The organism is Methyloceanibacter sp. wino2, from assembly GCF_003071365.1.
Classification (GTDB): Bacteria; Pseudomonadota; Alphaproteobacteria; order Rhizobiales; family Methyloligellaceae; genus Methyloceanibacter.
Map to the genome: position 1 here is coordinate 887,397 of NZ_CP028960.1, position 18,025 is coordinate 905,421.

Annotated in this window: 17 protein-coding genes and 1 riboswitch; of the genes, 8 read left to right on the plus strand and 9 right to left on the minus strand. The window is 58.4% G+C overall.

Annotated elements, in window-relative coordinates:
• Positions 1–261: 261 nt before the first annotated feature.
• Positions 262–999 (minus strand): carbohydrate porin, encoded by a 738-nt coding sequence (locus DCY11_RS04075; protein ID WP_159079784.1) that lies wholly within the window; start codon positions 997–999, stop codon positions 262–264.
• Positions 983–1,657 carry a carbohydrate porin gene (locus DCY11_RS16030; protein WP_159079785.1) on the minus strand — a complete coding sequence of 225 codons (675 nt, stop codon included), beginning with the start codon at positions 1,655–1,657 and terminating at the stop codon, positions 983–985. Before DCY11_RS16030 ends, DCY11_RS04075 begins: the two co-directional genes overlap by 17 nt.
• Positions 1,658–1,761: 104 nt before the next feature.
• Positions 1,762–1,964, minus strand: a riboswitch (cobalamin riboswitch).
• A gap of 434 nt (positions 1,965–2,398) precedes the next feature.
• Between DCY11_RS16030 and DCY11_RS04085 the strand changes: the two genes are divergently transcribed.
• From DCY11_RS04085 to DCY11_RS04105, 5 genes are all read left to right on the plus strand, one after another.
• Complete coding sequence (locus DCY11_RS04085; protein WP_244462692.1) at positions 2,399–2,719, plus strand: MerR family DNA-binding protein; 321 nt, start codon at positions 2,399–2,401, stop codon at positions 2,717–2,719.
• Between the two features lie 1,179 nt (positions 2,720–3,898).
• On the plus strand, positions 3,899–4,339 hold the full coding sequence (locus DCY11_RS04090; RefSeq protein ID WP_045365647.1) for a DUF411 domain-containing protein: 441 nt from the start codon (positions 3,899–3,901) through the stop codon (positions 4,337–4,339).
• 187 nt (positions 4,340–4,526) lie between these two features.
• Positions 4,527–4,886: a hypothetical protein gene (locus tag DCY11_RS15420; protein WP_159079786.1), complete on the plus strand. Its 360-nt coding sequence runs from the start codon at positions 4,527–4,529 to the stop codon at positions 4,884–4,886.
• A 113-nt stretch (positions 4,887–4,999) separates the two neighbouring features.
• Positions 5,000–6,268, plus strand: coding sequence for an efflux RND transporter periplasmic adaptor subunit (locus tag DCY11_RS04100; protein ID WP_082025511.1), 1,269 nt, complete (start codon positions 5,000–5,002; stop codon positions 6,266–6,268).
• A gap of 670 nt (positions 6,269–6,938) precedes the next feature.
• Entirely contained in the window at positions 6,939–7,733 is a 795-nt protein-coding gene (locus DCY11_RS04105; RefSeq protein WP_045365641.1) for a tetratricopeptide repeat protein, read from the plus strand.
• A gap of 86 nt (positions 7,734–7,819) precedes the next feature.
• On the opposite strand, the gene DCY11_RS16080 is transcribed toward DCY11_RS04105, so the two are convergent.
• Entirely contained in the window at positions 7,820–8,227 is a 408-nt protein-coding gene (locus DCY11_RS16080; protein WP_156137408.1) for a hypothetical protein, read from the minus strand.
• Here DCY11_RS16080 and DCY11_RS04110 point away from each other — a divergent pair.
• Entirely contained in the window at positions 8,213–9,244 is a 1,032-nt protein-coding gene (locus DCY11_RS04110; protein ID WP_052464169.1) for an efflux RND transporter periplasmic adaptor subunit, read from the plus strand. The two genes, DCY11_RS16080 and DCY11_RS04110, sit on opposite strands and share 15 nt — an antisense overlap.
• A 13-nt stretch (positions 9,245–9,257) precedes the next feature.
• Positions 9,258–12,392 carry an efflux RND transporter permease subunit gene (locus tag DCY11_RS04115; RefSeq protein ID WP_045365635.1) on the plus strand — a complete coding sequence of 1,045 codons (3,135 nt, stop codon included), beginning with the start codon at positions 9,258–9,260 and terminating at the stop codon, positions 12,390–12,392.
• 40 nt (positions 12,393–12,432) lie between these two features.
• Here DCY11_RS04115 and DCY11_RS04120 read toward each other — a convergent pair whose 3' ends face one another.
• The 5 genes from DCY11_RS04120 to DCY11_RS04140 all read right to left on the minus strand — a co-directional run bounded on the left by DCY11_RS04120 (position 12,433) and on the right by DCY11_RS04140 (position 15,694).
• Complete coding sequence (locus DCY11_RS04120; protein ID WP_052464168.1) at positions 12,433–12,936, minus strand: DUF6692 family protein; 504 nt, start codon at positions 12,934–12,936, stop codon at positions 12,433–12,435.
• A 3-nt stretch (positions 12,937–12,939) separates the two neighbouring features.
• The gene (locus tag DCY11_RS04125; protein WP_197539063.1) at positions 12,940–13,392 is read right to left on the minus strand and encodes a DUF305 domain-containing protein; all 453 of its coding nucleotides are present in this window, start codon (positions 13,390–13,392) and stop codon (positions 12,940–12,942) included.
• A 139-nt stretch (positions 13,393–13,531) separates the two neighbouring features.
• Positions 13,532–14,200, minus strand: a complete 669-nt coding sequence (locus DCY11_RS04130) for a CBS domain-containing protein (RefSeq protein WP_159079787.1) — start codon at positions 14,198–14,200, stop codon at positions 13,532–13,534.
• Positions 14,133–14,768 carry an ion channel gene (locus DCY11_RS04135; protein ID WP_082025508.1) on the minus strand — a complete coding sequence of 212 codons (636 nt, stop codon included), beginning with the start codon at positions 14,766–14,768 and terminating at the stop codon, positions 14,133–14,135. Before DCY11_RS04135 ends, DCY11_RS04130 begins: the two co-directional genes overlap by 68 nt.
• Before the next feature lie 2 nt (positions 14,769–14,770).
• Positions 14,771–15,694: a cation diffusion facilitator family transporter gene (locus DCY11_RS04140; protein ID WP_045365629.1), complete on the minus strand. Its 924-nt coding sequence runs from the start codon at positions 15,692–15,694 to the stop codon at positions 14,771–14,773.
• A 488-nt stretch (positions 15,695–16,182) separates the two neighbouring features.
• On the opposite strand from DCY11_RS04140, the gene DCY11_RS04150 reads away from it, so the two are divergent.
• The gene (locus DCY11_RS04150; RefSeq protein WP_159079788.1) at positions 16,183–16,386 is read left to right on the plus strand and encodes an SHOCT domain-containing protein; all 204 of its coding nucleotides are present in this window, start codon (positions 16,183–16,185) and stop codon (positions 16,384–16,386) included.
• A 236-nt stretch (positions 16,387–16,622) separates the two neighbouring features.
• Here the strand turns inward: DCY11_RS04150 and DCY11_RS04155 are convergent, their stop codons facing one another.
• The gene (locus tag DCY11_RS04155; protein WP_045365620.1) at positions 16,623–17,882 is read right to left on the minus strand and encodes a hypothetical protein; all 1,260 of its coding nucleotides are present in this window, start codon (positions 17,880–17,882) and stop codon (positions 16,623–16,625) included.
• Between the last annotated feature and the right edge of the window lie 143 nt (positions 17,883–18,025).

Below are 18,025 nucleotides of genomic sequence, written 5' to 3' on the forward strand. Positions count from 1 at the left end.
CAATTCGCGCTATAAGCTCAGACTTTGCCTTGGTGCAGGATCACGTCACCCTTTTTTTTATCCTGGCGCCCTACCACCCGGCCTTCATCGTCACAAAGGCCGACGTCGGCGCCCCCGAAAGAGATGTTGTTGTGCAAGGAGATCTAATACCCGGTGCCGAACATGTTCTCCGCATTGACGCGCTCTTTTCTAGCCTGTTTCGCGATTTTGAATCGCCGCCCGATTTCACATGAGTTTCTACTCGTCACGCTATTCCTGGGATCAGTAATTGATGATGCTCCTCATCCCAACGACCAACGCATTCTCGACTTTTTGGTTGGGTGTATCGTTGAATAGATTGGGCACCGAGCCTCCGGGATTATGGATGTATTGCACCACTGGCTGTATCGCCCAGCCAGATACGATCTCTGCAATGTAGTTCAACTCGAGGATTAGTTCATAATCGCGAATGATATGCAGCCCCGCCTTGCGGTCGAGATCGGAGGCTTCGTTCGAAATACCGGAATACGCGACGCCTAGAGCGATGCCGTCATGAGGGCGCCCGGGCACCCATCCGTCGAAGACAATGCCAACATCAGCATAAGTGTCGACCTGATTGCGGTCAGCCGGGCTAAGGATCGCTCGGGCGAAGGCCGATACACCTCCTGTGCCGCATTGGCCTTCTGGTTGATAGAGCACCTGATCGACTACCACATAGACGGCTTGGTTTCCTTCATGGCGAGACGCAGAAAGCCCCTGCGCGAGCGGGTGTATTGGATCATCGAACTCGCCAAAATCGTACCAGCCGCCAAGTTTGACCGTGCCGGACGGGCAGCTGCCGTTGCCGTAGGAATAGTCGGCCTCGAAGAGCAACAAGGGGGGATCGTTAAGGCGAAAATCGAAGCCGTGCGCGTTACACTGCCCGGGATCACGTTCCTCGGCGCAGGGACCGGCTGGATCACTATCATAAATCCCAAATTTCAGTTGGAATAGGTCCTGAACTTCAACAGCGACGCGCACCCCTGGTGATGCAAACGGATAGATGGGACCGCCAAAAAGGAAGGTTGTCGGAGCTGAGAGTCGTCCAGCCAAAGGTAGAGGCGATGAATCTCGCAGCCACCTCCGAAATGAGAAATTCACTGTCGGCACCCAGCTGGCCGAGACGGATAGAGGCGTGCCCGTCATAGAAAGCCTGTTCAAGCCAAAGCTCATGCAGACGCGTGGAAGGGAATGCCTCTATGTTGCTAACGCTGACGATGCTGCCGATGTTTTCAGCAGTGATGCTGGTGCCGTGAATTTGATAGAAATCTATATGGAAACTCAACCCTCGTGCACCGGTGAGGTTCTCAAGATCGGCATCGAGGTATCCCTCGAGAAGTCCTGCGTAATGTACGCTTTGCTCCATTCCTCCTGAGACGTTGCCTAGCACGTCGCTGGTGTAGTCGATGCCGTAAGAAACTCCCTGCCGGGCAAGGACATTGCGTACACTTCGAGGATCTCCATATCCTGGCAGACTCGTTGCAATCGAGGGCTCCGGGATCCCCGGCGGCAGCTCACCTATCCCGTCTGGAAGACGGACATGTGGATGATGCTGCTGATCGGCCCATGAACCGTTAGCGATAAGAAACGGACTTGCGAATAAAGTTGTGACGAGACAAATGGCCGTGATCGACTTCACGATAGGATTTCCATCCATGTGCGCCTGCGGCGCGAAGCCTTCACGGATGGAACGCGAACTAGCGCTTCCCTTCTTCGCCTGCGAGCACCCCGCTCGCACGACGCCGATCAGGCACCTGTGACGGCAGGTCTCCTGGCTCGCGGGTCGCTGCCTAGACGCCGTCTTCCCGGGTTTCCCCCAGTGACATGTTGGCGCTCGGCTTGCCGCTCACAGTTGCGGGGGCAGCTGCGGACTTAGCTGGCATTATGCCAACTTCTCCACATTCCCTTTTCATCCTCATAGAGGAACCGTCTTGCAAATGATTATCAGTAGATTCCAACTTCGTCAATTCGCCAGTTCCTGCTTGGCAGGCGGATGGTCCCGAGGCACTGCCAGGCCGTTGCTCAGCGCAGGCTAATGCATGCAAAAGGACGCCCCGCCAGTTGGGGCTAGCGGGGCGTTGATGTACGGCATTCGTATGTGACTGCCGTACATAGATCAGGCTGGCTCTCCGGTAGCAAAGCGCCTTCTCGCTTATTGGTCGTTCAGGAATGGCAACCAGCCACTCGGGCCGGCTCACACGAAACGCTGAACGGTCAAAGTGGTGATGATCGGCTAGTGGGTGATGATGACATCCTTCACGGTGGAGTATGACCTTTACGACAGCGTGCAACGTTGTGTCCAATAAGAAGGCAATCGCTCCCCAGTTCTACCTTTTTTCGTTCGACCATTAACATCGAGACGATTAGATACTACGAACGCGTGGGGCTGCTTGATGCTCCGCCCCGCACTCGGGGTGGGCTTCGCATGTACGACCGGCATCATACTCGACGCCTGACCTTCATTCGTCGCAGCCGTGAACTCGGCTTTTCGTTGGACGACATTTGCACATTGATCAGTCTCTCAGGGCGAAATCAGGATTGCGCTGCAAGGGAGTTGACTCTTCGGCACGTGGATCAGGTGCAGGGCAAAATCGCCAACCTAAAGCGGTTGGAGAGAGCACTAAAAAGTCTGGCCGAGGCGTGTAAGCCCGGCGATCAAAAATCGTGCCCCATCTTCGATGCTCTAGCCGGGCAAAGTTAAGTGGCGGCTTACCGACTGCAACTGCGCTGAAGTGTCATAAGCAAGTGCAAGCGACGACGACACTGGGGTCGGATGCCAGTGCCAAATATTTGATCACGAGACCCTTGATGTTTTTGGCAGAGAGATCATTCTGATGAGATGGTCACGTTCGTCAGTCGGCTCGCTTTCGCCATCTTCCTCACCGTAAGTTCGCACGCAGTGGCGGGCTTGAGCCACGCTCAACCTATTGTCGGTGCTGTCGACTTGATCACGGCTACCAATCTTGGGGCTGGCGAGTGCGACCATTGCGATGGCTGTAGCAAGCCTTGTGTTGTGCCGGTCGTTTGCAATAGTCCCTGCTCGCCCATGGCTTTGCCGTTGACCTGGACGGAAGAAGCCGCCTCTAAAACTACCTCCCTCAAATCAACTGAAGGTTCGCGGTTCAGAAGCGCGGTGATCCGCGCTCCTACACCACCTCCTCGCTTTTTCCACTTCGTCTGAGCAGTCCCTGGAGTGGGCCTGCCTAGTCATGGGACCCCCGCCTTTTGGGGGCGTTCCGTCGTTCATGCGGCGGTCGAACAACCATCGATGCCCAAAGGAGTGGAAAAATGTATCGATCACTAGCAGTCGTCCTGACTGGAGTAGCGTTTGTCGCTGTAAGTCTATCGTCGGACGTCGCCACCGCGCACCACAACGCCTATCACAACTTGGGAAAGTGTGGTTCCGCGGTCGAGTGTCCGGGTCAGAAGCAAGGGACCCAAACGAAAAGCTCTAACCGTTAGACTTCGATAGAAAGGGTCGGCCGGGCCTTATCCGATAGGCCTGGCCGATCCCACAAAGACCGATGCTCAAGCGCCGGGTATAATCGAACGCTTGGGCATATGGCAAAGATGATGGCCACCAGCGTTGCGTCAGGGATCTTCGCCGCGTGTATTAGTCTGAATTATCAAAGAGTGCAGCCTCTACAGCAGTCCTAGGAGGATTGAATCATGAGCGAGATGATGAATAACGGAATGATGTGGGGTATGGGAATTTGGTGGCTGATCATCGGTACCATCGCCGTGCTCGTTATTGCGGCCTTAGTCAAGTACCTGTTCTTTCGCTGAGAAGGACAGGGCGAGTGCGACCGAAGTCTCGCCCCTCAATGGGGTTACACTTGGCACGCTTGCCTTTGCCATCTGCATTGTAAGGAGTATCCGGATGAAACACGCCATGAGAATAATTGCCGCGTTGGTGTTTGCCTTCGTCACCGACTCAGCCTTTGCGCAGACTTTAGAAGGGACATTCTACAAGCAACAGCAGTGCACGTGCTGTGAGGCCCACGCAGACTACCTGCGCAAAAGCGGCTTCGAGCTGGATATAACGTCAGTGAACAACTTGGCTGAGATGAGCCTTGATGCCGGTGTGCCCGAGGGCTTTCAAGGTTGCCATCTTATCAAGCTGAACGGCTACGTTTTTGAGGGGCACCTGACCAGCGAAATCATAAAGAGGTTTCTGGCTGAAAAGCCACGGGACACCATTGGTCTCAGCATTCCCGGCATGCCAAGCGGCGTTCCCGGAATGGAAGGTCCAAAGGAGGGACCAATCAAGGTTTATGCTGTGAAGAAGGACGGCACCACATCGATCTACGCCACTCAGTAATTATTAAACAGTGGCCTCGCCTGTACGAAGCTCTCGACCGCCTGCCGGGGGATTTGCGCTAATCAGCGCGACCACGACTTGGGAGTACTGGGAGGCGGTGCGTCAGTTCTGGGTCAAAAGCGGGCGTCAAGGGCTCACAGCGAGTTCACTTGACCAGCATACGGTCGGCGGTTACGCCAACTGCAGCATGAGGAGTTTGCGCATCATAGTCGATGCCGTCGTGGCGTTGTCGCTGGCCGCCCTGCCGGTCTCGGCCGTCGCAATGCCCTCAGCCGTGGCGGCTGGAGTGGCGGCCGGCATGCCCGATGCGTCCGATATGGCGGCGCACACGAATTGCTGTGCCGAGTCCAAACACTGCGAAAAGCAACCTAAGAACGGCTGCGGCGAATCCAGCGCGTGCCTCCTTAAATGCACCGTGCTCTCCGCCGCTCAAGTCGCGGCGATGGATCTTGCCACGCCGCCCAAAGCAGCGCCGAAACTCGCGAACTTGGTTACGAGCTTCCGGTCCACGCTGGACCACCCGGCTCTCCCGCCACCCCGCGTCTAGATCCTTGAACGAAGTCGTGTCGCCGCCACGCACAAGCTCGTGCCTGGCGAGCTGCACGCGCGAGCCCTTTGTACTGCGAAGGCCCGTCACTCTCGGATTTGGAGACGCGCGCTATGAAGCGTCTAAGTAGTTTGGCCTTGCTGGCCGCCGGCATTGTCGCCGGGGCGGCGGGCACTTATTGGTACGCGCATCGGGACGAGCCGATGCCGATACATGCCGCGACCGAGCCCGCCGCTCACGACGAGATGAGCGAAGGCGAGAACGGCGAACGGAAGATTCTCTATTACCGCAACCCCATGGGTCTGCCGGACACCTCGCCGGTGCCGAAGAAGGACTCCATGGGCATGGACTACATCCCCGTCTACGCCGACGAGGTCGATGACAGTGACACCGTGAAGGTGAGCCTGGCCAAGATTCAACGAAGCGGCGTCAAGACCGAGACGGTCGGCCTCAAAGCGTTATCCCGTGAGGTACGCGGCGTTGGCACGGTCGAGCACGACGAATCGACACTTTGGGTCGTGACGGTTCGCTCCGACGGCTACATCGAGGATCTGTTTGTCAATAAGGCCGGGGCGCACGTAAAGACGAGCGATCCGATGTTCCGGTTCTACAGTCCGCAAATTCAGCTGGCCCAAGTCGACCTCCTGGTCTCGTTGCGCACGCAAGGCCGCACCGGCTTCAACCGGGACGTCAGAGGCGCCATTCAAAAGTTGCGTAACCTCGACGTACCGCAAGAACGGATCGACGAGGTGATCGAGACCAAGGAGAATGTGAGAACGCTCGATTGGCCGGCGCCCGCCTCGGGCCACGTAATCGAGAAAAACGTGCTCAAGGGCCAGTTTGTGGAGGCGGGCGAGGAGTTGTTCCGCATCGCCGACAACTCGCATGTTTGGGTCATTGCCGAAGTGGCCGAGGCTGACATCGCCGACGTCAAGGTCGGCACGCCCGTCACGGTAACGCTCCGCGCCTTCCCCAACGACCCGCACGAAGGCAAAGTGACCTTCATCTATCCCCACATGCGAACGATGGAGACGCGAACCGTCTCGGTCCGCATCGAGCTGCCGAATCCCGACGGGTCGATGAAGCCCGGCATGTATGCCGACGTGGTGCTCCGTCCCGACGCCGATGCTCCCGACGTCATGGCGGTGCCTTCCAACGCCGTCATCGACAGCGGCACGCGCAAGATCGTTCTCATCGCCAAGGGTGAAGACCGGTTCGAGCCGCGCGAGGTCAGCATTGGGCGCATCGGCAGCGGCTTTATAGAAGTGATCGACGGCTTGGAGGAAGGCGAGGAGGTCGTGATCTCCGCCACCTTCCTCATCGACGCCGAAAGCAAGCTGAAAGCGGCGCTCGAAGCCTTCAACCAGGGGGCACGTGAATAATCGCGCGCATCGTTAGTTGGTCGGTCGAAACATCTTCCTGGTCGGGCTCGTCACGAATTGCCAGATTTCTCTGTCATTTTCGGCAATGTGGCTTGACATTCCTTGCCCGCCGAGGCTGGTTTCATCGATGAGCCGCTTTTTTTTACGACTGGTCCGGCTTTTTTTGGCCACCGCACTTATGTTCGGAGGCGCGGTCGGGCATGCGAATTCAGTCGTTCACACCGTTTCGAGCGATTTTGGCGTGCCTCATGAGCACGCCAGTCCCGCGGAGGTCAGGCTGGTTAGCTCGTTCACGCACAGCGATCCTTCTGGGCTTGAAACCGAAAGGGAAAGCCCGAGCCACGGCCTCAGTGTCTGTCTAGACGCCCATTGCTGCGCGCCCGCCGTGCATGCGGTGCCTCAGAATGACCTGCGGCAAGGGCTGAAGAGTGGTAGGTTCGGATTCGCGGCCGCCCCTGGTTATGCACTCTACGTTGCCTTTTCTCTTCTAAAACCACCACGCGCAATCGCCTGATTCAACGGCTGCCCCCGTGCAGACGCTGTCTGCTTAAACAGCAGTGGGATCTTGGGTGAGTCGTGCACCTTATTGGTGCTCGACTTTCGCCCAGAATCGGCAATTCCAGTTCGAGTCCTGCTGCATATCTTGTCCGCAGCAAAGGTGCATTGAACCATGCGCAAAAGATTCCTTTCACTGATCCTTATTGGTATGACGGCTCCGTTGCCGGCACTGGCAACGCCACAATGCGACGTCGCCCCTATTGACTCGTCTTTGACAGAAACGAGGCGTGCAGATCAGCTCGCTACTCGCGCTTTTTCGTGCCTCAAGGCGGGAAAGCCCATTCAAGCAATAGCCGACTTTAGCGAACTGATTGGGATCGACCCCGAGCATGCCCAGGCTTATCTCAACCGCGGTAGCACTTACGTGAGGCTCGGTGAATTTGATGCGGGCCTTAGTGACTACTCCCGCGTCATCGCACTTGCTCCAGAGCGCTTTGAGGGGTGGTACAACAGAGGCTCGGCCCGTGTGGCGGCACTCCAATACGATGAGGCGATCGTCGACCTTACTGAGGCAATCAAAATAAGACCTGATCTCGGATACGCTTATTGCAATCGGGGCCTTAGCTATCTGCGGAAAATGGAACCTGAGAAAGCCCTGGCTGATTTCGAAAAGGGCCTCGACCTACGTGTTGACATGCCGCTCTGTTACTACGGTAGAGGTGAGATCGCGCTGTCGGACGGCAACTATCGTGCAGCGATCAACGACCTCACGCGCGGCATCAATTTCAAACCCACGGTCCTGGCTCTGATACAACGGGCCACCGCCTACGAAAAACTAGGCGATATTGATAGCGCGCTGAGAGACTACCGCAGCGCCCTAGCCTTACAACCGGAGTCAAAAGAAGCGCAGGCCGGAGTTGTGCGACTTTCCCAGCGCAGCAATAGCAACCAGGAAATCGACCAATGAAAAGGAGCTCAAGCAAGCTAGCGCGCGGGCTTTGCGGTACTGCTCTAGTTATCGCCAGTGTTACTGTCATCCCTGGTATCTGGGCTTCATATTCCCTCTCGTCTGCCGCGGCCCGCGAGGACCACGCGGATCACGATCATGACGATCACGAAGCGGGGAGCGATCCGGTCGAAGAGACAGGATCGGTCAAAGACCGCGCCCCCGCCGAGGACGCTGAGGCAGGCGCTGCGGATCATGACCACGATCATGACCATGCCCACGACGAGGAGACCAAAGAAGGCCATCGAGAGGCCCCGGACGATTCCGCGACCGACGATCATGAGGGGCATGAGAATCACGATGACCATGAGGGCCACGATCACGAGAATCATGAAAAGAACGAAGGTAACGAGGATGATGAGGGACACGAAGGTCACGACCACGAAGGAGAGCATTCCGACCACGACGACCACGGCGGCGTCGATCTGACCCCCGACCAAATGGAGACGTTCCAAGTCCGCACGGCTCCCGTCGCGGGCGGTCCCATCGCGGTGACGATCAAGCGTCCTGCCGAAGTCGTCTATGACGAGAACAGGCTCGCGCATGTGGTGCCGCGCGTGCCGGGCATCGCCCAGACGATCAACGCCGCGGAAGGCGACCGTGTCACCGAAGGACAAGCGCTCGCCGTCTTGGAAAGCCGGGAGCTGGCCGACGCCAAGGCGGCCTATCTCGCGAGCCTCGAACGGCTGGCCCTGACCAAGGAGAACTTCTCACGCGCCGAAGCGCTGATCGAGAAGCGGATCGTCTCGGAGAAGATCCACCTCGAAGTCAAGACCGAATACGCCGAAGCGCGCATCAACCTTCGCAACGCGCGGCAGAAGCTGTTCGCTCTCGGCATTGGCGAAGATCGCCTGAAGGAGATTTCCGAGGAAGGCGCCTCGGACCTCACGGAATATGTCATGCATGCGCCGCTCAGCGGCACCGTGGTCACCCGGCATCTGACCCGCGGCGAGTCCGTGCCGACCGATCGTGAGGCCTTCGTCATCGCCGACGTTTCCACCGTCTGGGTCGATATCAGCATCTACGCCCACGATCTTGAACAGGTCCGGGCGGGGCAAAGTGTGACCATCCTGACGGACGGAGGATTCGAGGCCGAGGGAACCATCGCCTTCGTGACGCCCAACGTTTCCGAGGAAACGCGCACCGCCAATGCCCGTGTCGTTCTCGAAAACACGCCGATGCGGCTCCGGCCCGGCATGTTCGTCACCGCCGACATCGCGGTCGTCGAAGAGCCCGCGAATGTGCGCGTCCCGGCCTCGGCCCTGCAAACGCATGAAGGACAGGACGTCGTGTTCGTCAAACACAAGGACGGGAAGCTGAAGCCGCAATCGGTCACCCTCGGGCGGCGCAACCACGACTATGTCGAGGTGCTGGCGGGGCTCAGCACCGGCGACACGGTCGTCACCGACGGCGCCTTCGTCGTCAAGTCGCAGCTCGCCAAGTCGGGCTTCGACGACGGTCACAACCACTAGCGCCGCGCGTTCGATGCATACCTTCCTCGAAGCCATCCTGCGACAGCGCCTGCTGATCTGCATTCTCGCCGTGGGCGTTCTGGTGGCGGGCTTCCAGAGCTACCGCAATCTTCCCGTGGACGCCTTCCCGGACGTATCGCCGACGCTCGTGCAGGTCTTCACCGAGACCGAGGGGCTCGCGCCCGAGGAGGTCGAACGCTACGTCACCTATCCCATCGAAGTCGCCATGAACGGTCTTCCCGGACTGAAGACCATCCGCTCCGTCTCGAATTTCGGCCTGTCCGTAGTGAACGTCTATTTCGAGGACTCCACGGACATCTATTTCGCGCGCCAGCTCGTGGGGGAACGCTTGCAGACGGCGCGCGAGGAGATCCCCGACGGTTTCGGCGAGCCGGAGATGGGACCCATCACCACCGGCCTCGGGCAGATCCTGTTCTACTACGTCGAGGATACCACGGGCGGACGCACGCCCGAGGAGATGCGCGAGATCCAGGACTGGATCATCAAGTTCAACCTGCAGACCGTCCCGGGCGTCACCGAGGTCTTGTCGCTGGGAGGCGAGGTCAAGCAGTTCCAGGTTCAGGTCGATCCGCAGGCCCTGCTCCGCTACCGGCTCGGCATCGGCGACGTGGTCGACGCGGTGAAGGCCAATAACGGCAACGCCGGCGCGCAGTACATCGTCAAGAATTCCGAGCAGTATCTCGTGCGCTCGATCGGCCTCGCGGGCGGCATCGCCGATATCGAGGACACGATCCTGAAAGTGGTCGACGGGGTGCCAGTGAAGGTCCGCGACGTGGGCGCCGTGAAGATCGGCGGCGAGGTCCGCCAGGGCCTGGCGACCAAGGACGGCGACGGCGAGATCGTCGCCGGGCTCGTTCTCAAGCTGATCGGCACGAACACGTCGAAGGTCATCGCCGACGTGAAGGCGCGTCTGGAGAAGATCAACGAGGCGCTCCCCGAAGGCGTGCGCGTCGTGCCCTATTACGACCAGTCCAAGCTCGTGCTGCGCAGCGTCGAGACGGTGAACGGGGCCTTGGCGCAAGGCGTCATCCTCGTGGTTCTCGTGCTCCTCGCCTTCATGGGCGGGTTGAGACCGAGCCTGGTCGTCGCCTTCGCCATCCCCTTCTCCATCTGCGTCGCCTTCATCCTCATGCGGGTCACGGACTTGTCGGCCAACCTGATGTCGCTCGGCGGCATCGCCATCGCCATCGGCATCATGGTCGATGGCGCCATCGTCATCGTCGAGAACGTCGACCGCTATCTCAAGGAGAAGCATACGGCGCTCTCCAAGCACCAGATCGTGGCGCGGGCTTGCGCAGAGGTGGTGCGCCCGATTGCCTTCGCCATCGTGATCATCATCGTGGTCTTTCTGCCGCTGTTCACGCTGCAGGGCTATGAAGGCAAGACCTTCCGGCCGCTCGCCTTCACCGTCTCGCTCGCGATGCTGGGCTCGCTCGTCTTCGCCATCTTCGTGGCGCCCGTCCTGTCCGAGATGCTGATGAAGCGCCCGGACCCCGAGGCGCGCGGCAAGGTGCGGCTCGCGGACCGGCTGGTGAACGGCATGATCGGCGCTTACCAGCCGCTGATCGAACTGTTCGTGCGTGCCCGCGTGCTCGCCATCGCGCTTGCCGTCGGCATTCTCGCGGTGGGGCTCGTCATTTTTCCGCGGCTCGGCTCCGAGTTCGTCCCGCGGCTGAACGAGGGCGATCTCCTGGTCCGCGTGACCATGGCGCCTTCCATCGCGCTCGAGGAGGCACGCGAGACGGTCACGCGCTTCGAGCAGCAATTGCTGGACCGGTTCCCCGAGGTGGAGCGGGTGGTGTCGCGGGTCGGGCGCGGCGAGGTCGGCGCGCATGCGGACCCCGTGAACAACGCGGAAGCCTTCGTCGGGCTCAAGCCGCAAGAGGAGTGGCCGAGCGACCGCACGCCCGAGGAACTGTTCGCGGCGATGAGCGAAGCCTTCGAGGACTTCCCCGGTGCGAAGTTCAACTTCACGCAGCCGATCGCCGCCGCCGTCGACGAGCTCCTCACCGGCACCAAGGCCGAGCTCGCCATCAAGCTGTTCGGCGAGGACCAGGACGTGCTGCTCACGAAGGCCGGCGAGATCGAGCGGGTCGTGCGGGACATTCCGGGCGCCGCGGACGTGCAGAAAGACCAGGTCACCGGCACGCCGCAACTGCAGATCCGCGTCGATCGCGGGCAGATCTCCCGCTACGGCCTCAATATCGAGGACGTTCAATCGGCGGTGCGCACGGCCATCGGCGGCGAGACGGCCGGACAGGTCTTCGAGGGCGTGCGGCGCTTCGACATCCTCGTGCGCTACGACGAAGGCGCGCGCACCACGCCCGAGGCTATCCGCGAGCTCGTCATCCGCACGCCGCCCGGATTGCTGATCCCCTTGCGCCAAGTGGCCGAGGTGACGGAGATCGTCGGTCCGCGGCAGATCACGCGGGAGAACACCCAGCGCTTCATCACCGTCCAAACCAACGTGCGCGGCCGTGACATCGGCTCGTTCGTCGCGGAAGGCCAGGCGCGCATCGCCGAGACCGTCGACCTGCCGTCCGGCTATCTCGTGGAGTGGGGCGGCCAGTTCGAGCTCCAGCAAGAAGCGAACCGCCGGCTCGCCATCGTGGTGCCGATCACGCTGGGGCTCGTGTTCCTGCTGCTGTTCATGAACTTCGGCTCGCTGCGCGCCTCGCTGCTGATCATGCTCAACATCCCGCTGGCGCTGGTCGGCGGCGTGGTGGCGCTGTGGCTCGCCGATCTCAACCTCTCCGTGCCCGCGTCCGTCGGCTTCATCGCCCTGTTCGGCATCGCGCTGGAGAACGGCATGGTGCTCGTCACCTATCTTAACTGGCTCGTGGCCGAAGGGAAGTCCGTGGACGAGGCGAGCGTGCAAGGGGCCTGCATGCGCTTGCGGCCGGTGCTGATGACCGCGCTGACGACGGCGCTCGGACTAATCCCCCTACTCTACGCCACAGGCGCCGGAAGCGAGGTGCAGGCTCCGCTTGCCACGGTGGTGGTCGGTGGGCTCGTGAGTTCCACGGTGCTGACGCTCTTGGTGATTCCCGCCGTCTACAAGTGGTTTGTGCCCAAGCCGCTGGCAGCGACAGTAGTTGAGCAAAAGACCAGCGCGCCGACTGAATAGACTCGGGAGACGCGTGAGTTAGGACTTAGCTTTGCCGCCCTCAACTGCACGCGTAATAGCCCCAGTAGCCGATCTCCCCAGCGCCTTGTATCCGAAACCGCAGCTCGGCGTTGCGCAGTTCCTCGCCCTCTCCATCTGGCGTCACCGCGGCCGCAATTCCTTCGCCGTTTGCTCGAGTAGTGCCGGTGCTGCGTTTGGCTTGCAGCTTAAAAAGCTTTCCGTGGAGCTTCATAACGGCCGGTGATTGGCTGGTGTCCGCACCACTAGTCTCTACCACTAGAACGGGATCACCCACTCGGGTATAGCTAAAGCGGCAGGTTGGTCCGCTTACCACTTTAGCGTACTCCTCTTCAGGCATTGTCTGCGGATATGTCGAGGAAACATCGGCGAGCCGCACGGCCTCTTCCGCCGACACGACATCGGCAACTGGCTTATCTTTGGCCCTATCGGCACCTCGGTCATTCCCGGGGTGCTCATTTTCCGCGCACCCAGAGAGCGCTAGGACGACCACAGTCATTCCCGTGAGAAACGCTCGTGTGATCATGGCTTAGTCATCCTTTTTCTCAAGTTCACGAATGAGATAGCGCATTTCGGCGATCTCCCGCCTTTGCGCCTCGATGATTTCGTCAGCCAGCTTGCGAGCTCGAGGATCTCTAAGATCCGCGCGTTCGCTGGTCATGATCGCAATTGAATGATGTGGGATCATGGCCCTCATATAAGACACCTCATCAACGGTAACCTGGCTTCGGACTAGGTAGAGAGAAAGTACAAAAGCAATTGCGGCCCCGACGAAGATCGCTGCATTGAGGCTCTTGTTCTCGTACATGCTCAGCATGAAGCCGAGCATGATTACCGCCATCGTCGCTCCCATAAGAAGCGCCATATAGGTGCGCGTTTCGCTAAAAAATATGTGCTCAAAGGCAAAGGTGTTTAAATACATCAGGACAAACATGATAATCGTCGATGTGGCGATCATCGCGCCGAAACGTAGGTAGCTCATGTCCAAATTTCTCCGGATGGGGGGGGGGGGGGGGGGGGGGGGTGCTCACGTAGTTGACGGGTCCATAACGCACGAGATGCCACAAAGTTGCGCCATCTCCACTTGGATTGCTCTACATTTCAGTTGCGGGTGCCACGCCTCAAATTTTACGCAGTCCCCGCGCCACTTCGGGAAGCGTACTCAGAAAATTGTGCACTTTACCGCTTCCTACAAGCGCCTCGGCCGCATCACCGACAGCGACCCTATCCTCATCGTCCTCCACAATTCCCCAAAGAAACACCTCCGCACTGAGTACAACTACATTCACCGATTGCATTGACACGCCCCCCCGCCGCTTCACCAACTCCACGATTCCCATACGAATGTTCAGATCTTCGATCGTCGGCTCTTCCTCCCGACCACGGAGGGCCGCCAGACCTTGCAGTACATCTGCCCGGCTAACGACGCCCGCAATTTGCCCCCCTTCGAGAACGGGTACGCGTTTTACGTGGTTAGACTCGAGGAGACGGGCGATCTCTGACAGAGACGCGTCTTTGGTCGTACAGATTACGTCTTGGGTCATGATGTCCTTTGCGCGGACCCCCTCTCTGTGCACGAATTTCGCCCCTCGATCTGCAACGAGAGAAAGCCACCAACCACGCCCAGGATCCCGTTTTGCGCTCCGCATAAGATCACTTTCACTTACGATACCCAAAACGTGATCATGCTCATCCGCAACGATCACCGCGCTGATTCGGTGTCTAATCAGGATCTTTGCAATGGACGCCAAATCCGTTTCCGGATCTACTGTGACAACGTCTGGCGTCATGATGTCTCTCGCATGCATGTGATTCATCCTTTTGTTGCTTACAGATCCCCTTGACCACTGGACTCAGCGCAAGGCTGCCATGGCCATAGGCGTCCCATGGCGAGGTAGCGGACCAGGTGATCAGCAACAGCCCGTTCAGGGCTTCGACACCAGTGATGAAGCGGAGATGGTCGTTGGGAAATGCATCGCCGATACCGAGGGACGTGTAACTCACGATAGAGAAATAGAAATAGTCGAGCGGCTCGGCGATCCTTACGCCGCCCAAGCTACCTACGGTCAGCACCCTATCACCGAGTGCATAAGCACCTGCATACAAACTTATCTCGCCAAGATGCGCCGCGAGCGCCACCAAGACGATGACCATGATGCGAACCCCTGCCGTCATTGGAATGCGAGCCATACTCCCAGAGAGCCAACGCAGAACGAAGAAATGCAATAGGAACGTCGCCACCACGAGCGATAATGCCAAAATTGCCGCAATAACATCGCACCCTCCTCCCGACAACGTTAGATCCTTTGTTCCACCTTGTGCATGTGCGAAGGCGCCAACGCCAGTTGCTGCCCGCATGGTTATCTTCTTAGAAGGGTTGAGATATCTACCTCCCTTGCATGGTCCTCATCCAGACACTTCGTCTCGACCTGCAAGGTCGAGAAGTAGAAGCCAAATTGATCACGCAACACGCGATGCGCCTGTTCTAAAAGTGTGTCTGCTTGGTCGAACTTGTCGGTTCCGATATGCGCTGAGAATACGTTCTTATCGGATGAAAGACTCCATGCATGCATATGATGGATGGTTTGGACATCCGGGAGCGTGCCGAGGGCGACAGCTACTTCGTTGAGGTCAATAGACCTCGGCGCTCCCTCCATTAGAATCGACAACGCATCGCGCATGATGCCCCATGATGCAGCCAGCAACACGAGGCCGAAGGCCATGCCCAGAATGGGATCAATGGCGACGAACCCGGTGACGTAGATCACGGCAGCGGTAATGAGGATCAATATGCTCCCAATGAAGGTTTGCATAACGTGCCAGAACGCGCCCCTAAGATTGAGGTCGCCCTTTTGACCGCTGTAGAGTAGCCGTATCGATATTATCTCTGTCAGCAGACCACCGCCGGCAGCTACCAACAGTGGTGTCGTTGGGAGCTCAATTGGATGCCTTAGCCGCATCGCTCCCATGACGAGCACCAGCACAGCCATGCCGGCGAGGAAGACACCATTCAATAGGGCACCGATTATCTCAGCGCGGAAGCTCCCGAAGGTCCGATCGAGGCTAACTGGCCGGCGCGCTATCCTCATGGCTACGAAGGCCAGCACCACACCGCCGACGGCAGAGAACGTGTGAAAAGCGTCGGAGGTGACTGCCACGGAGCCCGTGTACAGCCCTATGCCCAATTCAATCAGGAAGTATACGCCCGTAAGCCAACCCGAAATTTTGAGCGCTCGCTCGTTTGCGGCAGTCCTTTCGGGCACATGCGCGGAGTGATCAAACATGGTTATCTCCAATATTCCCGATACGTCGGCAACATGTGGGTTTAGGCACGGCGGACTAATGGTCTTCCAGATCCAACTTGCTAAACGTCTAGACGCCGTTCCCTTCACACGTGATTACATCGCGATTCGTGAGAGGCAGCTGAGAGAAGTAGATATGCGCCAGACCGGCGCAAGCATCGCTGCAGAGTAGTCGAGAACCTGGGACGCGTGCTTGAACTCACTGAGAGTCTGCCTCCTTTCGTCACCGCGACGGAGATCTTGCTCTAGACACACGGCGCCAACAAGCGCCCTTCTAGCCGAAACGCGGTCGACGCGTATTTGGCGACCGGCCCAAGGGTTCTCGACCGAAAACGGTCGCCGTAAATATATGTCCACTTGGGGTCAAGAGCGGAATTCCCAATATGACCACCCTGCGCCTGTAACTCTTGATTGATACCGATCAATGAGTCTGGGGTTATGACCACGGCTAGATGATGGATGGCAGTGACATGGGCTTCGGATTCATATTCTGGCTTATAGTCCTTGCTGTAATCATTGCGGTCGCGGTGTGGTTCGTCCGCTCTCGACCACTTGCTGATAATCAAGGATCGCTAGATCAGCGTTCTCCGACCATTAAGGTGCTGGAAGAACGCTATGCTCGCGGAGAGATCAACCGCGAGGAATGCCTTCAGAAGCGCGACATTATCGATTGAAGCACCGGGCGAGCTGCCGCCGAAGGCTGCCCATGTTCGCTTTGAGTCAGAACATTGATGAAGCAAGGGCGCCTTGCTAAAGCAAAGGCGCCCTCCAGTTGATGCCTTCCAGCCTTGGGGGCATTGAAGGCACTTCTACTCTAGCAGATTTCCGCGGGGCTGAAAGTCGTAACGTGTCGGTGCAACGATGAGTGGGCAGCTAAGCCCGCTAGAAGCCAAGGCTGACATCTTGGCCGCTAAACAATAAACAAAGGTGCGAATCCTCCTCCAGGAGTGGAGAGGTTTGTAGTCTGCCCTTGGTAAACTCGCGCAGCACCGATCAGCGTACGCGATTGGTACGTGTAAAGTCTCACATCGATCTTGCGCACTTCAGGTGCTCTATCGACCATGACAAGGCGCTCACTCGGCCGAACTAGATGCTGCGCCACGTATTGATCCTTTAGGATCTCTGACCAGACTCGCTTCGTAAGCTTGTCACCGCGATAGACGGCCTTACTGCCGTGGCCGCTGCTAGGCTTAAAGAACAATGTCTTGCGTCGCTCCCAGAGGTCGGAAGCATTTTCAGACGTCACCAGAACCGTGGGCGGCACAGCCTGCAACCGAGCAAGCCTTTCCCCAGCGCCTCCCCAGCTCTCCAACCTATCTGAATCCGAAAGCACGGACATATTGCGCTTGTCGGCCAAGAGGGCGTGGTTATGAGGATTTGGAGTGAGCGTAACCGCGCCATCTTCATATGCCTGCCTCAGCGCTTGATGCTCAGGCCACTCCAACGCGAAGTCTGTAAGACGATTGTAGACAAGATCAATCTCTTCTCCTTCAAAGGTGAGCCTCTTGCCTCCGTAGTGAAGACGCCGCGCATCAGCAATGACACTGGGAATCCCCCTCTGCTTTAGCGCTTCGCGCGCCAGAGTAAACTCGGGGAAAAGAAACTGTTGTTCGGGAACGTCGTCGACAATCGCGATAGTTCTCGGCTTCCCCGTTCTGCCCTGTCGGCCCCATTCCGCCAGGAACATGTTGAAGGCAAGATCTTCGAAGCTGTAATGCTCCCCCGAATATTCAATAGCGTTTCCACAACACGCCATCTGCGCTCGGCCCAGCGCCGCATTTAAAAACGCGCCTCCAGCGTTGGTGTTGATCTCGATAAGGCTTGGGCCGTCTTCGCCGAGATGGAAATCGTAGCCCATTAGCGCTCCGGCTGGACCGAAATCTCGGCGAGCGATGTCAGGAGCCCACGCTAAAACCGCTTGCCTGTACCGTTCTAGGCCACTCACCTGCTCAATCGCCTCTACCACCTGCTCCATTTTTGCGAACTCGTCGCCTGAGAGGAAAACAGGGACATCGGAAAAGGCGTGGGGCTGCGCAGTCATGAGCCGCTGGCTGAACCCAGACTCTTCGGCCTCTGCGTCGAGCGCGCGGCCGAGAGCCTCACGATCCAGAGTAATGCAAGCGCAACCGTGATTCAGCCGAACGGCTTCAGATGTCGGAGTGCTGTTCATTATACCCTTTTTGGATTCCTTGGGTGACAGCGGGCAAACAGTCTAATGGAAATCATCTCGGATTGCCGGATCGCGGGAAGGCCCAAGTGACCGCTTCGCCTAAGCTTACATGCTTTAGCCTTGGATCCCTCGTAGCACTGAGT

Excerpts from the sequence above, each read along its gene's own strand:
- DCY11_RS04090 (WP_045365647.1), top strand. The coding sequence starts at position 3,899 with ATGAAACACGCCATGAGAATAATTGCCGCGTTGGTGTTTGCCTTCGTC.
- DCY11_RS15420 (WP_159079786.1), top strand. The coding sequence starts at position 4,527 with ATGAGGAGTTTGCGCATCATAGTCGATGCCGTCGTGGCGTTGTCGCTG.
- DCY11_RS04100 (WP_082025511.1), top strand. The coding sequence starts at position 5,000 with ATGAAGCGTCTAAGTAGTTTGGCCTTGCTGGCCGCCGGCATTGTCGCC.
- DCY11_RS04105 (WP_045365641.1), top strand. The coding sequence starts at position 6,939 with ATGCGCAAAAGATTCCTTTCACTGATCCTTATTGGTATGACGGCTCCG.
- DCY11_RS04110 (WP_052464169.1), top strand. The coding sequence starts at position 8,213 with ATGGAGACGTTCCAAGTCCGCACGGCTCCCGTCGCGGGCGGTCCCATC.
- DCY11_RS04115 (WP_045365635.1), top strand. The coding sequence starts at position 9,258 with ATGCATACCTTCCTCGAAGCCATCCTGCGACAGCGCCTGCTGATCTGC.
- DCY11_RS04120 (WP_052464168.1), bottom strand. The coding sequence starts at position 12,936 with ATGATCACACGAGCGTTTCTCACGGGAATGACTGTGGTCGTCCTAGCG.
- DCY11_RS04125 (WP_197539063.1), bottom strand. The coding sequence starts at position 13,392 with ATGAGCTACCTACGTTTCGGCGCGATGATCGCCACATCGACGATTATC.
- DCY11_RS04130 (WP_159079787.1), bottom strand. The coding sequence starts at position 14,200 with ATGACGCCAGACGTTGTCACAGTAGATCCGGAAACGGATTTGGCGTCC.
- DCY11_RS04135 (WP_082025508.1), bottom strand. The coding sequence starts at position 14,768 with ATGCGGGCAGCAACTGGCGTTGGCGCCTTCGCACATGCACAAGGTGGA.
- DCY11_RS04140 (WP_045365629.1), bottom strand. The coding sequence starts at position 15,694 with ATGTTTGATCACTCCGCGCATGTGCCCGAAAGGACTGCCGCAAACGAG.
- DCY11_RS04150 (WP_159079788.1), top strand. The coding sequence starts at position 16,183 with ATGGGCTTCGGATTCATATTCTGGCTTATAGTCCTTGCTGTAATCATT.
- DCY11_RS04155 (WP_045365620.1), bottom strand. The coding sequence starts at position 17,882 with ATGAACAGCACTCCGACATCTGAAGCCGTTCGGCTGAATCACGGTTGC.